This is a genomic window from Klebsiella sp. R445, from assembly GCF_051131755.1.
GTDB classification, from domain to species: domain Bacteria; phylum Pseudomonadota; class Gammaproteobacteria; order Enterobacterales; family Enterobacteriaceae; genus Klebsiella; species Klebsiella lignicola.
Genome location: NZ_CP180446.1, coordinates 2,864,528 through 2,881,693 on the forward strand (window position 1 = coordinate 2,864,528; position 17,166 = coordinate 2,881,693).

Here is a 17,166-nt window from a genome sequence, read left to right on the forward strand (position 1 = left end):
ACTGTCGGTCAGCGGCCCTGGTGGCCGCTTTTTTTTATTCGCGTTTCAGCCGGTTGGAGTTACACAGCCACAGCGTAACCACCAGTATCAGGATCGCGCCGGAATAGATCAGCACCGCCATCGGCGACTCATGGTCGACAATAATCAAACGCACAATCGCGGTGATGCCGATATAGACGAAGTAGCGCAGCGGAAAGTGAAAGCCTGACTCAAAGTACTTCACAATCAGCGCGATAAACTCGAAATAGAGAAAATAGACCACCAGCCCTTCAACCAGCTTGTACTTGCTGACCGGCTCCGGGGTAAACAGCACGTGCGCCAGATGAAAGGTCTCTTTCCCCAGAAACACCACCAGGATGACGCCCAGGCACAGCAGCGCCAGATTCAGCACCGCCTGCATGGCAGTGGCAATAAAGCTCACCAACGGACGATAGACCGACGGCATATTCACACCTCTTCATTATTATTTCTTGTGACCTGTATAACGCAAAAATGTGACCCAGATCGACATTATTCGTTAACTTTTTGCCACCGTCAGCGTAGATGTAACAATCACTTGCCACACTGGCGGGTTAAAAAGGAAACAACCATGCTGAAAATCCGTACCGCACGACTGGAAGATACGCAGTGCTGCTGGTTGATTGCCGAAGCCGCATGCCCGATTGGCTTTGCTAAGCGCTGCGAATATCAGCGCCCGTCGTTTTTATGAACGTCAGGGGATGCAGCACGTAAAAGATGTCGTATTTAATTCCGCCACCCAGCAGAGCATCTTACATATTCTGACCAAACCGATCTGAGAGGCAGCATGCACACCCTTCGTGAAACCGGCATCCGCAACGTCACCAGCGGCGAGAACGTGACTATCTACCAGCCCGCCAACCTCTATGACTGCGAACTGGGCGATAACGTCTTTGTCGGCCCGTTCGTCGAAATTCAGGGCCATACGCGCATCGGCGCCGACAGCAAAATCCAGTCCCATACCTTTATCTGCGAGTACGTGACGATCGGTGAACGGTGCTTTATCGGCCACGGCGTGATGTTTGCCAACGATATGTTTCGCGACGGGCATCCCGACGCTAACCGGGAAAATTGGGGGCGTATTACCATCGGTAACGATGTCGCAATCGGCAGCGGCGCGGCGATTCTGGCGGTCAGTATTTGTGACGGGGCGGTGATAGGTGCAGGGAGCGTGGTGACAAAATCCATCACCGAAAAAGGCGTGTGGGCGGGTAATCCGGCAAAGCTGCTGCGGAAGCTATAACAAAAATGCCGGCCACGTGGGCCGGCATGGAGATCCGTTGTCGCTATTATGCGCGCCAGGATTTATAACGGTTGATCAGGCCATTGGTGGAGCTGTCGTGGCTGCTAATTGCGTCATCTGCTTTCAGCTCTGGCAGGATACGGTTAGCCAGCTGTTTACCCAGTTCAACGCCCCACTGGTCAAAGGTGAAGATGTTCAGAATCGCACCCTGAGTGAAGATCTTGTGCTCATACAGCGCAATCAACGCGCCCAGGCTGAACGGCGTGATTTCACGCAGCAGGATGGAGTTAGTCGGGCGGTTGCCTTCAAACACTTTGAACGGCACCACGTGATCGAGGGTCGCCGGATCTTTACCCTGGTCACGGTATTCCTGCTCAACCACTTCACGGGATTTACCGAACGCCAGCGCTTCAGTCTGCGCGAAGAAGTTAGACAGCAGCTTCGGATGGTGATCGGAAAGCGGGTTGTGGGTTATGGCCGGGGCGATGAAATCGCACGGTACCATTTTGGTGCCCTGATGGATCAGCTGATAGAACGCGTGCTGGCCGTTGGTACCCGGCTCACCCCAGATAATCGGGCCAGTCTGGTAATCCACGGCGTTGCCGTTACGGTCAACGTATTTGCCGTTGGATTCCATGTTGCCCTGCTGGAAGTAAGCGGCAAAGCGGTGCATATACTGGTCATACGGCAGAATCGCTTCGGTCTCTGCACCGAAGAAGTTGTTGTACCAGATACCGATCAGCGCCAGCAGCACCGGCAGGTTTTTCTCCGGGGCCGTGGTGGAGAAGTGCTTATCCATGGCGTGCGCACCGGAAAGCAGCTCAACGAAATTATCGAAGCCCACGGAAAGGATGATGGACAGGCCAATCGCTGACCACAGTGAGTAGCGACCGCCAACCCAATCCCAGAATTCAAACATGTTAGCGGTGTCGATCCCGAACTCGCCTACCGCTTTGCCGTTAGTCGACAGCGCCGCGAAGTGTTTCGCCACGTGTTTTTCATCACCGGCAGTGCTCAGGAACCAGTCGCGCGCGCTGTGGGCGTTGGTCATGGTTTCCTGGGTGGTGAAGGTTTTGGAAGCCACCAGGAACAGCGTGGTTTCCGGGTTCACGCCTTTCAGCACTTCCGCAATATGGGTGCCATCGACGTTGGACACAAAGTGCATGTTCAGGTGGTTTTTATACGGACGCAGCGCTTCGGTCACCATGAACGGGCCGAGGTCGGAGCCGCCGATACCGATGTTCACAACGTCGGTGATCGCTTTACCGGTATAGCCTTTCCAACTGCCGGAAATAATGGCTTCGGAGAAGGTTTTCATCTTCTCCAGCACCGCGTTCACTTCCGGCATCACATCTTTGCCATCAACAATGATCGGAGTATTGCTACGGTTACGCAGCGCGACGTGCAGCACCGCACGGTCTTCGGTACGGTTGATTTTCTCGCCAGAGAACATGGATTTGATGGCGCCCGCCAGATCGGTCTCTTTGGCCAGATCCTGCAGCTTCGCCAGCGTCTCTTCGGTGATGCGGTTTTTGGAAAAATCCACCAGCATCAAATCGTCGAACGTCGCGGAAAACTTAGAGAAACGATCGCTATCCTGGGCGAAAAGCTCGCTGATAGTGACGTCTTTCATTGCATCAAAATGGGTCTGTAATGCCTGCCAGGCAGCGGTCTGCGTTGGGTTGATGTTTTTCATTAGCAATACTCTTCTGATTTGAGAATTTTGACTGCGGTCGATTGTAGCGCCGGCGGCAAAAAATTGTGATGATTTTTGTGTTATGCCGATGATCTGCGCCATGAACAGAGTTAAATTGCGGTAAAAAGCCTCTACCAGTATAGCCATCATAAGGCTTTTTTCTGTTAATCGCCGGTGCATGAAAAATCCGCATAACCACAGCGTTGACATACCTGCTCTGAAGCCTTTATATAGCTGCACAGCCTGCATCACTGCAGGTATGTATTGCTCGCGCATTTCACGCTACAACGAAAGGGTATTGCGGGGGGAGCCATCACTGGCGTTCCCGGCAAAGTGAAAGACGTCGGTAATTGCCAGAAGAGGTGCGTTGCCCAGGTAACCGTATTGGAGGAACCAGTCCGGGGAAAATACGTGAGGGGGAGCAACGCCGAGGTGAAAAAGCGTCTGGTACGCTGCTCGCCGGCCACAGGGGCTGAATCCCCTGGGTTGTCACCAGAAACGTTCGCAGTCGGGCGTTTCATACTCAGGAACTAACGCAACGCGTTGGGGAACGGGTCTACAAGGTGGAGCACTTCTGGGTGACATCGTAGCTGTCTTTTGCTCTGCGCCCACCCTGTTTATCGCTCTTCCCTTGTGCCATGGCTGAATAATTTGGCCTGGCTTATTAAGACATTTTATTACTGTAAGTTTGAGTCCAGCCCAAACCCACTCAGGAATCGTTTTAATAAGTCAGGCCCCCTGACACGAGGTTGTTATGACAGATTTAGTTGTAGCCAAATTCGGCGGCACCAGCGTTGCCGATTTCGATGCTATGAATCGCAGCGTTGACGTTGCGCGACTCGATGAAAACACGGGCGTAGTGGTGCTGTCTGCCTCTGCGGGTGTGACTAATCTCCTGGTGGCGTTGGCTGAAGGGCTGGAACCCACCGCGCGTTTTGAAAAGCTCGATTCCCTGCGCCAGATCCAATTCAACATTCTGGAACGCCTGCGCTATCCCAACGTGATTCGCGAAGAGATTGAGCGCCTGCTGGAAAATATCACCAGCCTGGCGGAAGCCGCTGCGCTGGCAAGTTCCACCGCGCTGACCGACGAGCTGGTCAGCCATGGCGAACTGATGTCTACCCTGCTGTTTGTCGAAATCCTTCGCGAACGCGGAATTGCCGCGCAGTGGTTCGACGTACGTAAAATTATGCGTACCAGCGATCGCTTTGGTCGCGCCGAGCCGGATATTGCCGCCCTGGCCGAACTGACCCAGCTGCAGCTGACTCCGCGTCTGGCAGAAGGCCTGGTGGTCACCCAGGGCTTTATCGGGAGCGAAGCGAAGGGCCGGACCACTACGCTGGGCCGCGGTGGCAGCGACTATACCGCCGCCCTGCTGGGCGAAGCGCTGAACGCCAGCCGCGTTGATATCTGGACCGATGTTCCGGGTATCTACACCACCGACCCGCGCGTTGCGCCGGCGGCCAAACGGATTGACGTTATCGCCTTTGCCGAAGCGGCCGAGATGGCCACCTTCGGAGCAAAAGTACTCCACCCTGCCACGCTGTTGCCTGCGGTACGCAGCGATATTCCGGTCTTTGTTGGCTCCAGCAAAGAGCCCACCGCCGGCGGCACGCTGGTGTGCAATAAAACCGAAAACCCGCCGCTGTTCCGGGCGCTGGCCCTGCGTCGTCGCCAGACGCTGCTTACGCTGCACAGCCTGAATATGCTGCACTCTCGCGGCTTCCTCGCGGAAGTGTTCGGGATCCTCGCGCGCCACAATATTTCCGTGGATCTGATCACCACGTCTGAAGTGAGCATTGCGCTGACCATGGATACCACCGGCTCAACGTCCGCCACCGATACCCTGTTAACTCAGGCGCTACTGACCGAACTCTCCTCCCTGTGCCGGGTGGAAGTCGAGCAGGATCTGGCGCTGGTGGCGTTGATCGGCAACGATCTTTCCCGTGCCTGCGGCGTGGGCAAAGAGGTCTTCGGCGTGCTCGAACCGTTCAATATCCGTATGATTTGCTACGGCGCATCCAGCCATAACCTCTGCTTCCTGGTCCCTGGCGCCGATGCCGAGAAAGTCGTGCAGAAGCTGCATCATAATTTGTTTGAATAATATCTCTTAGCGCGATAAATATTACCTATAGCCGGGCTCGCACCCGGCTTTTTTATAACTATATCAACACAACATCCCTCATCGTTCAGGCTGCTGGCCGACATGGCGCCCACGCAGGCACCACAGACGCGCGCCCGGCATGAGGAGTCAATCGCAAGGAAAACAACATGCTCGCTATTCTGACGAGGCTGTTCCCGCTTTGGGCGCTGCTGCTCTCCGTTCTGGCCTATTACACCCCATCAACCTTTACGCCCATCGGTCCCTGGGTGACGACGCTGCTGATGCTCATTATGTTCGGGATGGGGGTACACCTGAAGCTCGACGACTTTAAGCGCGTGCTGTCACGTCCGGCGCCGGTTGCCGCCGGGATCTTTCTGCATTACCTGGTAATGCCGCTCGCGGCCTGGGCGCTGGCGCTGCTGTTCCATATGCCGCCGGAACTCTCCGCTGGCATGGTGCTGGTCGGCAGCGTCGCCAGCGGGACGGCTTCGAACGTGATGATCTACCTGGCAAAAGGTGATGTGGCGTTGTCGGTCACCATCTCGTCCGTCTCGACGCTGGTCGGGGTGGTCGCCACTCCGCTGTTAACGCGGCTGTACGTGGATGCCCATATTCAGGTGGATGTGATGGGGATGCTGCTGAGCATTCTGCAAATCGTAGTGATCCCGATTGCGCTGGGGCTGGTCATTCACCATACGTTGCCAAAAGTGGTGCGTGCGGTTGAGCCTTTCCTGCCGGCCTTCTCGATGGTCTGCATTCTGGCGATTATCAGCGCCGTCGTTGCCGGTTCCGCTTCCCATATCGCCTCTGTCGGTCTGGTGGTGATTGTGGCGGTGATCCTGCATAACGCCATCGGCTTGCTTGGCGGCTACTGGGGTGGACGGCTGTTTGGCTTTGACGAGTCAACCTGCCGCACGCTGGCGATTGAAGTGGGGATGCAGAACTCCGGTCTGGCTGCCGCGCTGGGCAAAATCTACTTCGGCCCGCTTGCCGCACTGCCTGGGGCGCTGTTCTCGGTCTGGCACAATCTGTCCGGTTCCCTACTGGCGGGCTACTGGTCCGGAAAACCCACCGCTAAATCAGAGCGTAAACGCTAAGTCGCGGTGACGCGGGAGGCGGATCAACGCGCTGTCCGTCGGCCCGCGATTGCCGTACACTGAATTATCGGCTGACTGAGGGTTCTACTATGGCACTTCCCCGCATTACGCAACAAGATATGACCGAACGCGAGCAGCGTGAGCTAAAAACGCTGCTGGACCGGGCGAGAATTGCGCACGGTCGCCTGCTGACTAACGCGGAAACCAACGCCGTCAAAAAAGAGTACATCGATAAGCTGATGGTGCTGCGTGAAGCAGAAGCGAAAAAGGCCCGCCAGTTGAAGAAAAAGCAGGCCTACAAACCCGATAGCGATGCCTCGTTCTCGTGGTCGGCGAACACGCCGACCCGCGGCAGACGTTAACGCCCTTTCTTCTTACGCCCCGGCTGAGTAAAACGTTTACCGTTTGATGCCGGGCGCCCTTTCTCGTTGCTCTTCTCAGCCTTGACCACCGGACGTTTGATCCCTGCCGTTTTCGGTTTGGCTTTCGGCTTCGCCTTCGGTTGCGCCTCGGACGATGAGTTCTCAATCAGCTTAAACAGTGCCACCAGCTCATCATCCGTCAGGTCACGCCACTCACCCAGCGGCAGCCCCGACAGCCCGATATTCATAATGCGCGTACGCTCAAGTTTCGTGACTTCATAGCCAAAGTGTTCGCACATCCGACGAATCTGACGGTTCAGCCCCTGCACCAGGGTAATGCGGAACACGAACGGCGCTTCCTTTTTGACTTTACACTTCTTCGTCACCGTCCCGAGGATCGGCACGCCGGCCCCCATACCGCGAATAAAGTCGTCGGTCACCGGCTTATCGACCGTCACCAGATACTCTTTTTCATGATCGTTGCCGGCACGCAGGATCTTATTCACCAGATCGCCGTGGTTGGTGAGGAAGATCAGCCCCTGGGAGTCTTTGTCCAGGCGGCCGATAGGAAAGACGCGCTTGCTGTGATTAACGAAGTCAACGATGTTGTCGCGCTCGCTGTCTTCCGTCGTGCTGACAATACCGATCGGCTTATTCAAGGCGATGAACACCAGATCTTCGGCCTCGCGCGGCTCGATCAGCTGACCGTTAACCTTCACAACGTCGCCAGGATTGACCTGATCGCCGATGGTCGCTCGCTTGCCATTGATGAAAACATTGCCTTGCTCAATGTAGCGATCCGCCTCGCGGCGCGAGCAGATGCCGCTTTCACTGATGTATTTATTAAGTCGGGTTGATGAGTCGGGCAGCATAACGTCTCCTGAGACACTTTATCCTTCAAGTTGTCACTGTGTTGGCTCCGCTCACTCATTCCACATAGATTGCTATGCTGCCGGAGTGCGCTCTCTTGCCGCCTTGATAAAACTTGAATGCTTTGATGTATATACCCTAGATAATTCGAGTTGCAGGACAACACACATGCAACTTGAAGTATGACGGGTATAAAACGTGGAATATACCTCAACCTGCGGACAATCAAAAACAGTCACGTCAGCATCGGGCTCCGATAAATGTGATCTCCCACCTCTTTCTACACAAAAGTGTCCAATAACAGTCCGTGCAACTTTGCCTGATGAATATAAGCAGAATCAATCCATTAGCGCATCACGCACAAACGTGCCATCTCCTGATGGGCTGACGATCAAATGTGCAAAACAAACCACCGCCTCATCCTAATGAAATGGTGGAAAATTTCTTTGTAGTCGGCCTGTGATGGGGTTATATCAGATCAAGAGAGCAAGAATGTCGTTTGCACAAATGTGCAGGAGTCCGAAGATGGCAATCGAAAACAGCGATGATATCCGCTTAATAGTGAAAGTTGCCCAGCTCTATTACGAGCAGGACATGACCCAGGCGCAGATTGCCCGCGAGCTGGGGATTTACCGCACCACCATCAGCCGCCTGCTGAAGCGTGGGCGCGAGCAGGGTATCGTCACCATCGCCATCAACTACGACTACAACGAAAACCTGTGGTTAGAGCAGCAGCTGAAGCAGAAATTCGGTCTTAAAGAAGCCGTGGTGGCCTCATGCAGCTCGTTACAGGAAGAGGACCAGCTCAGCACCATCGGCCAGCACGGCGCACAGCTGGTGGATCGCCTGCTTGAGCCTGGCGATATCATCGGTTTTTCCTGGGGACGGGCGGTACGGGCGCTGGTGGAAACCTTGCCTCAGGCAAGCCAGTCGCGGCAGGTGATCTGCGTGCCGATCATCGGCGGCCCTTCGGGAAAACTGGAAAGCCAATACCATGTGAACACGTTGACCTATAGCGCCGCCGCCCGGCTGAAAGCCGAATCGCACCTGGCTGACTTCCCGGCGCTACTTGATAATACCTTGATCCGCAACGGCATTATGCAGTCTCAGCACTTTAAAACGATTTCATCCTACTGGGAGAACCTCGACGTAGCCCTGGTCGGGATCGGTTCCCCGGCGATCCGCGATGGCGCCAACTGGCATGCCTTTTACGGCAGCGAAGAGAGCGATGACCTTAACGCGCGCCAGGTCGCCGGCGATATTTGTTCACGCTTTTACGATATCAACGGCAACGCCGTTGAGACCACGATGAATGAAAAAACGTTATCCATCGATATTGCCCGATTAAAACAGGTACGTTATTCCGTAGGTATTGCCATCGGAGAAGAAAAATACACGGGTATTATTGGTGCATTACGCGGTGGCTATATTAACTGTCTGGTGACTAATCGAGAAACTGCAGAGCAATTACTGAAATAAAAAGCCGTTTTCTGTTAACGCAGCTGACGCTGCGTGGGTTCCCTTTACCTGAAAAATGAGATGACTATTATGCAAACCTGGCTAAATCTGAAAGATAAAATCATTATTGTGACCGGTGGCGCCTCGGGCATTGGCCTGGCGATCGTTGAAGAATTATTAAATCTCGGCGCCAATGTTCAGATGACCGATATTCACGGCGGTGATAAATATCAAAACAGCGATCGTTACACATTCTGGCCGACGGATATTTCCAGCGCCAGCGAAGTCAACCACAGCGTCGCGCAAATTATCCAGCAATACGGACGCATCGATGGCCTGGTGAATAATGCCGGGGTGAACTTCCCGCGCCTGCTGGTCGATGAAAAAGCGCCGGAAGGCCGCTATGAATTAAACGAAAGCGCCTTTGAGAAAATGGTCAACATCAACCAGAAAGGAGTCTTTCTGATGTCGCAGGCGGTGGCGCGGCAGATGGTGAAGCAGCGTGAAGGCGTAATTGTCAACGTCTCTTCGGAAAGCGGGCTGGAAGGCTCGGAGGGCCAGAGCTGCTACGCCGCGACCAAAGCGGCGCTGAATAGCTTCACCCGTTCATGGTCCAAAGAGCTGGGCAAACACGGCATCCGCGTGGTCGGCGTGGCGCCGGGGATCCTCGAAAAGACCGGGCTGCGCACGCCGGAGTATGAAGAAGCGCTGGCCTGGACGCGCAACATCACCGTCGAACAGCTGCGGGCAGGCTATAGCAAGAATGCGATTCCCATTGGCCGATCCGGTCGTCTGAGCGAGGTTGCCGACTACGTCTGCTATCTGCTGTCAGAGCGGGCAAGCTATATCACCGGAGTAACCACTAACATCGCCGGCGGAAAAACCCGCGGTTAAGGAGTCGAAATGGTGAATGTTATTTTCTGCGCACATGGCCAGCTGGCCGGCGCCATGCTCGATTCGGTCCGTATGGTCTATGGCGACGTTGAGGTCAGCGCCGTGGAATTTGTTCCGGGGGAAAACGCCGCGGATATCGCCGCGAAGCTGGAAAAGTTAGTGAGCACTCACAGCGATAGCGAGTGGCTGATTGCCGTTGATTTGCAGTGCGGCAGCCCGTGGAATGCCGCCGCCGGACTGGCGATGAGCAACCCGCGACTGCGGGTCATCAGCGGTCTCTCGTTACCACTGGCGCTGGAACTGGTGGATAACCAGCACAGCATGAGCGCAGAGACATTATGCGACCACCTGATCGCCATCGCCAGCCAGTGCTGCGTGGTCTGGCGGCAGCCGGAAACCATTCCGGAATCCATTGAGGAGGATTTTTGATGAACATTACGCTCGCCCGCATCGATGACCGCCTGATCCACGGTCAGGTGACCACCGTCTGGTCCAAAGTGGCTAACGCCCAGCGCATTATTATCTGCAACGACGAGGTGTATAACGATGAAGTGCGGCGCACTTTACTGCGCCAGGCCGCCCCGCCGGGAATGAAGGTCAACGTCGTGAACCTGGAAAAGGCGGTCGCCGTCTATCACAACCCGCAATATCAAAACGAGACCGTTTTTTATCTCTTTACCAACCCTCAGGATGCATTAACGATGGTCAGGCAAGGCGTCAATATCGCCACCCTGAATATTGGCGGAATGGCCTGGCGGCCGGGTAAAAAACAATTAACCAAAGCAGTATCATTAGACCAAAACGATATTACTGCGTTTCGTGAGCTGGATAAACTGGGAGTCAAACTGGATTTACGCGTGGTGGCATCGGATCCGTCCGTCAATATTCTCGACAAAATAACTGAGCAGTCCATTACAGAATAAAAAAAGCGCCTGTATTAATACCATCGTTCGCACGATGTCATATTAATGCCGTAACAGGCAGGGATTAATATCTACCCTAAATAATTCGAGTTGCTTGTTGACTGCACCCAAGTAACTTGAAGGGTGAAGGGTATACCCGCAAGGTGACATATAATGGAAATTAGTACCCTACAAATAATCGCCATATTTATTTTTTCCTGTATTGCCGGCATGGGCAGCGTACTGGATGAATTCCAGACTCATCGCCCGTTAATTGCCTGTACCGTTATCGGGTTAATTCTCGGTGATTTAAAAACCGGGATTATGCTCGGCGGCACGCTGGAGCTAATCGCCCTCGGCTGGATGAACGTCGGCGCCGCACAATCGCCGGACTCCGCGCTGGCCAGCATTATCTCCGCCATTCTGGTTATCGTCGGTCATCAAAGCATCGCCACCGGTATCGCCATCGCGCTGCCGGTAGCGGCGGCAGGCCAGGTATTAACCGTTTTCGCCCGCACCATCACCGTCGTCTTTCAGCATGCGGCGGACAAAGCGGCAGAAGAGGCCCGCTTTCGCACGATCGATATGTTGCACGTCTCGGCGCTGGGCGTACAGGCGCTGCGCGTCGCTATTCCGGCGCTGGTGGTCTCGATGTTTGTCAGCGCCGACATGGTCAGCAACATGCTCAATGCCATCCCGGAATTTGTCACCCGCGGTCTGCAAATCGCCGGCGGCTTTATTGTGGTAGTGGGCTACGCCATGGTCCTGCGCATGATGGGCGTGAAGTATCTGATGCCTTTCTTTTTCCTCGGTTTCCTGGCGGGAGGTTACCTCAACTTCAGCCTGCTGGCCTTTGGCGGCGTGGGGGTCATCATCGCGCTGATTTACATCCAGCTGAACCCGCAATGGCGCAAGGCCGAGCCGCAACAGGCTGTCGCCTCTTCCACCGCCCTTGACCAACTTGACGATTGATGGAGCCCACAATGGAACCGAAAAAACTGACACAAGGCGACCTGGTGAGCATATTTCTGCGATCCAACCTGCAGCAGGCCTCCTTCAACTTCGAACGTATTCATGGCCTCGGGTTTTGCTACGACATGATCCCGGCGATCAAACGCCTGTATCCGCTAAAAGAGGATCAGGTGGCGGCGCTGAAACGTCACCTGGTGTTCTTCAACACCACTCCCGCCGTCTGTGGCCCGGTGCTGGGCGTGACGGCAGCCATGGAGGAAGCACGCGCCAACGGGGCGGCCATCGATGATGGGGCCATTAACGGCATCAAAGTTGGCCTGATGGGGCCGCTGGCCGGGGTCGGCGATCCGCTGGTCTGGGGGACGCTACGCCCGATTACCGCGGCGCTCGGCGCATCGCTGGCGCTCTCCGGCAACCTGCTGGGCCCTTTGCTGTTCTTCTTTATTTTCAACGCAGTACGCCTGGCCATGAAATGGTATGGCCTGCAGCTCGGCTTCCGTAAAGGGGTCAATATCGTCAGCGATATGGGCGGTAACCTGCTGCAAAAACTGACCGAAGGGGCATCTATTCTGGGCCTGTTCGTCATGGGGGTACTGGTCACGAAATGGACCACCATCAACGTGCCGTTGGTGGTATCGAAAACGCCGGGCGCCGACGGCACCACCGTCACCATGACCGTGCAGAACATCCTCGATCAGCTCTGCCCTGGCCTGCTGGCGCTGGGTCTGACGCTGCTGATGGTGCGCCTGCTCAACAAAAAAGTGAATCCGGTATGGCTGATCTTCGCCCTGTTCGGGCTGGGGATTGTCGGCAACGCGCTGGGCTTCTTGTCCTGATTTTTCTGCCCCGGCCACGCCGGGGCCACTGTGCTCACTATGAGGTGGTTTATGCAAACAACAGCTCTTCGACTGTATGGCAAGCGCGACCTGCGCCTGGAAACCTTCGAACTCCCGGCCATGCAGGACGACGAAATCCTCGCCCGCGTGGTAACCGACAGCCTGTGCCTCTCCTCCTGGAAAGAGGCCAATCAGGGGGAAAACCATAAGAAAGTCCCGGACGATGTGGCGGTCAACCCTATCATCATCGGTCATGAGTTCTGCGGCGAAATTCTCGCGGTCGGTAAAAAATGGCAGCACAAGTTTCAGGCTGGTCAGCGCTACGTGATTCAAGCCAACCTGCAGCTGCCGGACCGCCCCGATTGCCCCGGCTACTCTTTCCCGTGGATCGGTGGCGAAGCCACGCACGTGGTGATCCCTGACGAGGTGATGACGCAAGATTGCCTGCTCACCTGGGAGGGCGATAGCTGGTTTGAAGGTTCGCTGGTCGAGCCGCTCTCCTGCGTAATCGGCGCGTTCAATGCCAACTATCATCTGCAGGAAGGCACCTATAACCACACCATGGGGATCCGGCCGCAGGGGCGCACGCTGATCCTCGGCGGTACCGGTCCAATGGGACTGCTGGCGATCGACTATGCACTACACGGGCCGGTGAACCCGTCGTTGCTGGTGGTGACCGATACCAATAAGCCGAAGCTGAGCTATGCCCGCCAGCACTATCCGTCCGAGCCGCAAACGCTGATCCACTACCTTGACGGACACGATGCCGGGCGTGAGACGCTGATGGCGCTGACCGGCGGCCACGGCTTTGACGATATTTTCGTGTTCGTTCCCAACGAGCAGCTGATTACCATGGCCTCTTCGCTGCTGGCCCCTGACGGCTGCCTGAACTTCTTTGCCGGTCCGCAGGATAAGCAGTTCAGCGCGCCAATCAACTTTTACGATGTGCACTACGCCTTCACCCATTACGTCGGCACGTCCGGCGGGAATACCGATGATATGCGGGCCGCCGTCGCCCTGATGCAGGCGAAAAAAGTCCAGGCCGCCAAAGTGGTGACCCATATTCTTGGGCTTAATGCGGCGGGTGATACGACCCTCGATTTACCCGCCGTCGGCGGCGGTAAAAAGCTGGTGTACACCGAAAAATCGCTTCCTCTGACGCCCCTGGGCCAGATTGCCGATCCGCAACTGGCGGCCATTATGGAGCGCCACCATGGGATCTGGTCTGCGGAAGCAGAACAGTACCTGTTAGCCCACGCACCGGACATTGCTCATGATTAATCGTGATACCCAACTTTGTATGTCGCTGGCCGGTCGCCCGGGTAATTTCGGCACGCGCTTTCACAACTATCTGTATCAAAAACTGGGGCTGAACTATCTCTACAAGGCCTTTACGACGCAGGATATTGCCGCCGCGGTGGCCGGCGTGCGGGCGCTGGGCATTCGCGGCTGCGCGGTATCGATGCCGTTTAAAGAGAGCTGCATGCCCTTTCTCGACGCCATCGATCCTTCCGCCGCGGTCATTGATTCGGTGAACACCATCGTCAACGACAACGGCAGGCTGACCGGCCTTAATACCGACTATATTGCGGTGAAAAGCCTGATCGACAGCCACCAGCTGGATAACGCCGCCACCGTGATGATTCAGGGCAGCGGCGGCATGGGGAAAGCGGTGATCGCCGCCTTCCGCGATGCCGGTTTTCGCAACGTGGTTATCGCCGCTCGCAACCGTGACAACGGCCTGGCGCTCGCCAGACAGTACGGTTTTCAGTGGCAGCCGCAGCCAGAAGGGATCGCCACCGATATCCTGGTCAACGTCACGCCGCTCGGCATGGCGGGCGGGGCGCACAGCGACACCCTGGCGTTCAGCCAGACGATGGTCGCCCAGGCCAGCGTGGTGTTTGATGTGGTGGCCCTGCCCGTAGAAACGCCGCTGATTCGCCTGGCGCAGCAGCTGGATAAACACATCATCAGCGGAGCGGAAGTGATCGCGCTGCAGGCGGTGGAGCAGTTTGCGCTGTATACCGGCGTGCGCCCGGATGCTGACCTCGTCAGAGAAGCCGCGGCATTCGCGCGGACGGAGTAACAACGCGACGCGCCAGGGAGGGCGCAATTCCTGTCGCGACCTTGCAACATCGTGAGCCATATCAGCGAGCGAACAGGCAAGCGGTGGTAGGATCCGCAGCCAATGCTATCACCTGGCTACATGGAGAAAAGATGGAACTACTGTTATTAAGTAACTCGACGCTACCTGGTAAAGCATGGCTGGAACACGCGCTGCCCGTGATTAGCGGCCAGCTCAACGGACGCCGTTCGGCGGTGTTTATCCCTTTCGCCGGGGTGACGCAAACCTGGGATGACTACACGGCCAAAACCGCCGCGGTACTCACCCTGCTCGGTATCAAAGTCACCGGCATTCATAGCGTCGCCGACCCGGTGGCCGCCATCAACGCTGCCGAACTGGTGATTGTCGGCGGCGGCAATACCTTTCAGCTGCTGAAGGAGTGCCGTGAACGCGGGCTTCTGGCCCCTATCGTGGATGTGGTGACGCGCGGCGCGCTGTATATCGGCTGGAGCGCCGGCGCGAATCTCGCCTGTCCGACCATCCGCACCACCAACGATATGCCGATCGTTGACCCGCAAGGTTTTGCTGCGCTGGGGCTGTTCCCGCTGCAAATTAACCCGCACTTTACCAATGCGCTGCCGGAAGGCCATAAAGGTGAAACCCGTGAACAGCGGATCCGTGAGCTACTGGTCGTGGAGCCGGAGCTGACGGTGATCGGCTTGCCGGAAGGCAACTGGATTCAGGTGACGCAGGGACACGCCACCCTCGGCGGCCCGAACCCTACGCTGGTGTTCAGGGCCGGTGAAGAGGCGGTGACGCTCGAGGCAGGTCACCACTTTTAAGACAGGTTCCCGGCTGGCGTATGCACGTCAACCGGGCTACAGGCCCGCCGCTAACCCGGGCTTAATACTCATCCCGCTCATCGTCTTCATCCGGCTGTTCCATCACGCTATACGCCACGGAACAGAACAACGAGTTCAGACGTTTCATATCGCCCAGTAAGCCCAAATGCAGCGAACTGGTCTCAATGCTCTGCACGTTCTGCTGGTGCAGACGGTCGACGTGCGCATGCGAGTAGCGGCGGTTGAGGATCCGGAAACGGTGTTTGTTGCGGCGCAGACGACGGGCGCTCGGCACGTCGCTGGAGAAAAAGACCGACATCGCCAGCTGTAAGTTGCTGAGTAGCTGCTCGTACAGGCCGTCCAGCTCTTTCAGCCCTTCGACGGAAAAGGCGCGCCGCGCCGCCAGAGATTTATCGGCGATTTCGCTGCCCATGCGTTCGACGATATCGGAGGCCTGCTCGAGGTTCAGCGCCATTTCGATGATTTCCGCCCAGCGCCGGGATTCCTCTTCCGCCAGCTCATCTTTTGGCATCCGCGCCAGATACAGCTTGATCGCGGTATAGAGCACGTTAATGTCATCAGCCAGCCGACGCAGCTCCTTCTCCTCTCGCGGTTCGCCGTGCATCACCTTGTGCAGTCCCTCCAGCATCTGCTCCATGGCGTCACCAATACGCAGGGTCTCACGCGCGGCATTGGCTAACGCCAGCGTCGGCGTATCCAGCGCCGAGGTATCCAGGTGCTTCGGTTTAAGATGCGGATCAAGCTCAGGGTCTTCGTGGATCAGGCGCTTACACAGCCGGGCCATCGGTTCAGCAAACGGCACCATCGCCACGCAGCGGATCAGGTTGTAGAAGACGTGGAAGTAGATAACCAGCTCCGCTTCCGGCAGCGGCATCCGGTGCATCACAGCGGCCAGCACATGGACAAACGGCAGGATAATCAGGCTGCCCACCAGCTTAAACAACAGGCTACCGAGCGCCACGCGCCGCGCGGAGGCATTGGCGGCGCTGTTGTTGATCATCGCCAGAATCCCCGAGCCGAGGTTGGCGCCAATCACCAGACACAGCGCCACCGGGAACGAAATCACGCCGGTTGAGGTCAGGGTAGCCGTTAACAGCACCGCCGCCAGGCTGGAGTAACTGATAATGGCAAACATCGCGCCGATCAGCGCATCCAGCATGATATCGCCGGTCAACGAGGCGAAAATCACCTGTACGCCGTTGGCCTGCGTAATGGGGTGAACCGCCTGTACGATCAGTTCCAGCGCTAATAAAATCAGCCCCAGACCGATACCCACTCGCCCGAGCTGCCCGGCGCGGGTTTGTTTGCGACCAAGAAAGAAAATCACCCCGATAAAAATCAGCAGCGGTGACAGCCAGGAGAGGTCGAAGGTCAGCACCCTCGCCATCAGCGCGGTACCGACATCAGCCCCGAGGACAATCACCAGCGCCGGCGTCAACGCCACCAGATCCTGGGCCACGAACGAGGTCACCAGCATGGTGGTGGCGTTACTGCTCTGTACCAGCGCCGTGACGCCAATACCCGCACAGAAGGCGAGCGGCTTTTTCTCGACGCTGCTACTCAGCACGGAGCGCAGGCGCGCACCAAATACGCGCATCACGCCGGTACGAACGATATGCGTCCCCCAAACCAGTAGGGCGACGGCAGACAGCAGGTGCAGCAGAGTTAACACGGATTCTTTTTCTCCTTACTTACCCGACGGATAAATACCGCTAGCCCGCCAGGAATTCCCCCGGCAGTACTCAACCGGGCTACATCGTCCAGAACACTTACCGTTGATGACGGC

The 17,166-nt window shown here is 56.5% G+C and carries 17 protein-coding genes, 1 pseudogene and 1 riboswitch; of the genes and pseudogenes, 14 read left to right on the forward strand and 4 right to left on the reverse strand.

The annotated features are described in order from the left end of the window. Positions 1-34 precede the first annotated feature (34 nt). Complete coding sequence (gene psiE / locus ACMYSN_RS13400) at positions 35-445, reverse strand: phosphate-starvation-inducible protein PsiE (RefSeq protein ID WP_123757728.1); 411 nt, start codon at positions 443-445, stop codon at positions 35-37. 232 nt (positions 446-677) lie between these two features. On the opposite strand from psiE, the pseudogene ACMYSN_RS13405 reads away from it, so the two are divergent. Further along, positions 678-797 (forward strand): annotated as a pseudogene (locus ACMYSN_RS13405) (GNAT family N-acetyltransferase); the annotation flags it as partial. Positions 798-805: 8 nt separating this feature from the next. Beyond that, positions 806-1,261 carry an acyltransferase gene (locus ACMYSN_RS13410; RefSeq protein ID WP_123757727.1) on the forward strand — a complete coding sequence of 152 codons (456 nt, stop codon included), beginning with the start codon at positions 806-808 and terminating at the stop codon, positions 1,259-1,261. Positions 1,262-1,307: 46 nt separating this feature from the next. On the opposite strand, the gene pgi is transcribed toward ACMYSN_RS13410, so the two are convergent. Continuing rightward, complete coding sequence (gene pgi / locus ACMYSN_RS13415; protein WP_123757726.1) at positions 1,308-2,957, reverse strand: glucose-6-phosphate isomerase; 1,650 nt, start codon at positions 2,955-2,957, stop codon at positions 1,308-1,310. A gap of 349 nt (positions 2,958-3,306) precedes the next feature. Beyond that, positions 3,307-3,539, forward strand: a riboswitch (Lysine riboswitch). 172 nt (positions 3,540-3,711) lie between these two features. On the opposite strand from pgi, the gene lysC reads away from it, so the two are divergent. From lysC to ACMYSN_RS13430, 3 genes are all read left to right on the forward strand, one after another. Further along, positions 3,712-5,061: a lysine-sensitive aspartokinase 3 gene (gene lysC / locus ACMYSN_RS13420; RefSeq protein ID WP_462495180.1), complete on the forward strand. Its 1,350-nt coding sequence runs from the start codon at positions 3,712-3,714 to the stop codon at positions 5,059-5,061. Between the two features lie 167 nt (positions 5,062-5,228). Next, positions 5,229-6,158 (forward strand): ketopantoate/pantoate/pantothenate transporter PanS, encoded by a 930-nt coding sequence (gene panS / locus ACMYSN_RS13425; protein ID WP_123757724.1) that lies wholly within the window; start codon positions 5,229-5,231, stop codon positions 6,156-6,158. An 89-nt stretch (positions 6,159-6,247) separates the two neighbouring features. Then, on the forward strand, positions 6,248-6,520 hold the full coding sequence (locus tag ACMYSN_RS13430) for a YjbD family protein (protein WP_123757723.1): 273 nt from the start codon (positions 6,248-6,250) through the stop codon (positions 6,518-6,520). Here ACMYSN_RS13430 and rluF read toward each other — a convergent pair. Continuing rightward, complete coding sequence (rluF, locus tag ACMYSN_RS13435) at positions 6,517-7,392, reverse strand: 23S rRNA pseudouridine(2604) synthase RluF (protein ID WP_123757722.1); 876 nt, start codon at positions 7,390-7,392, stop codon at positions 6,517-6,519. The genes ACMYSN_RS13430 and rluF overlap by 4 nt on opposite strands. Before the next feature lie 523 nt (positions 7,393-7,915). On the opposite strand from rluF, the gene ACMYSN_RS13440 reads away from it, so the two are divergent. From ACMYSN_RS13440 to pepE, 9 genes are all read left to right on the forward strand, one after another. After that, the gene (locus tag ACMYSN_RS13440; protein WP_462495181.1) at positions 7,916-8,869 is read left to right on the forward strand and encodes a sugar-binding transcriptional regulator; all 954 of its coding nucleotides are present in this window, start codon (positions 7,916-7,918) and stop codon (positions 8,867-8,869) included. Between the two features lie 69 nt (positions 8,870-8,938). After that, positions 8,939-9,742 (forward strand): SDR family oxidoreductase, encoded by an 804-nt coding sequence (locus ACMYSN_RS13445; protein WP_123757967.1) that lies wholly within the window; start codon positions 8,939-8,941, stop codon positions 9,740-9,742. 9 nt (positions 9,743-9,751) lie between these two features. Further along, a complete protein-coding gene (locus ACMYSN_RS13450) occupies positions 9,752-10,171 on the forward strand; it encodes a mannose/fructose/sorbose PTS transporter subunit IIA (RefSeq protein WP_462495182.1) in 420 nt (139 codons plus the stop codon). Continuing rightward, positions 10,171-10,665 carry a mannose/fructose/sorbose PTS transporter subunit IIB gene (locus ACMYSN_RS13455; RefSeq protein WP_462495183.1) on the forward strand — a complete coding sequence of 165 codons (495 nt, stop codon included), beginning with the start codon at positions 10,171-10,173 and terminating at the stop codon, positions 10,663-10,665. The genes ACMYSN_RS13450 and ACMYSN_RS13455 overlap by 1 nt, the downstream gene beginning before the upstream one ends. A gap of 153 nt (positions 10,666-10,818) precedes the next feature. Beyond that, complete coding sequence (locus ACMYSN_RS13460; RefSeq protein WP_462495184.1) at positions 10,819-11,616, forward strand: PTS mannose/fructose/sorbose transporter subunit IIC; 798 nt, start codon at positions 10,819-10,821, stop codon at positions 11,614-11,616. Between the two features lie 11 nt (positions 11,617-11,627). Continuing rightward, positions 11,628-12,452 (forward strand): PTS system mannose/fructose/sorbose family transporter subunit IID, encoded by an 825-nt coding sequence (locus tag ACMYSN_RS13465; protein ID WP_123757718.1) that lies wholly within the window; start codon positions 11,628-11,630, stop codon positions 12,450-12,452. Positions 12,453-12,503: 51 nt separating this feature from the next. Next, on the forward strand, positions 12,504-13,733 hold the full coding sequence (sorE, locus tag ACMYSN_RS13470) for an L-sorbose 1-phosphate reductase (RefSeq protein ID WP_123757717.1): 1,230 nt from the start codon (positions 12,504-12,506) through the stop codon (positions 13,731-13,733). Next, positions 13,726-14,538, forward strand: coding sequence for a shikimate 5-dehydrogenase (locus ACMYSN_RS13475; RefSeq protein WP_462495185.1), 813 nt, complete (start codon positions 13,726-13,728; stop codon positions 14,536-14,538). Before sorE ends, ACMYSN_RS13475 begins: the two co-directional genes overlap by 8 nt. 131 nt (positions 14,539-14,669) lie before the next feature. After that, on the forward strand, positions 14,670-15,359 hold the full coding sequence (pepE, locus tag ACMYSN_RS13480; protein ID WP_462495186.1) for a peptidase E: 690 nt from the start codon (positions 14,670-14,672) through the stop codon (positions 15,357-15,359). Positions 15,360-15,420: 61 nt separating this feature from the next. On the opposite strand, the gene ACMYSN_RS13485 is transcribed toward pepE, so the two are convergent. Continuing rightward, positions 15,421-17,052: a Na/Pi cotransporter family protein gene (locus ACMYSN_RS13485; RefSeq protein WP_462495187.1), complete on the reverse strand. Its 1,632-nt coding sequence runs from the start codon at positions 17,050-17,052 to the stop codon at positions 15,421-15,423. Positions 17,053-17,166: the final 114 nt, after the last annotated feature.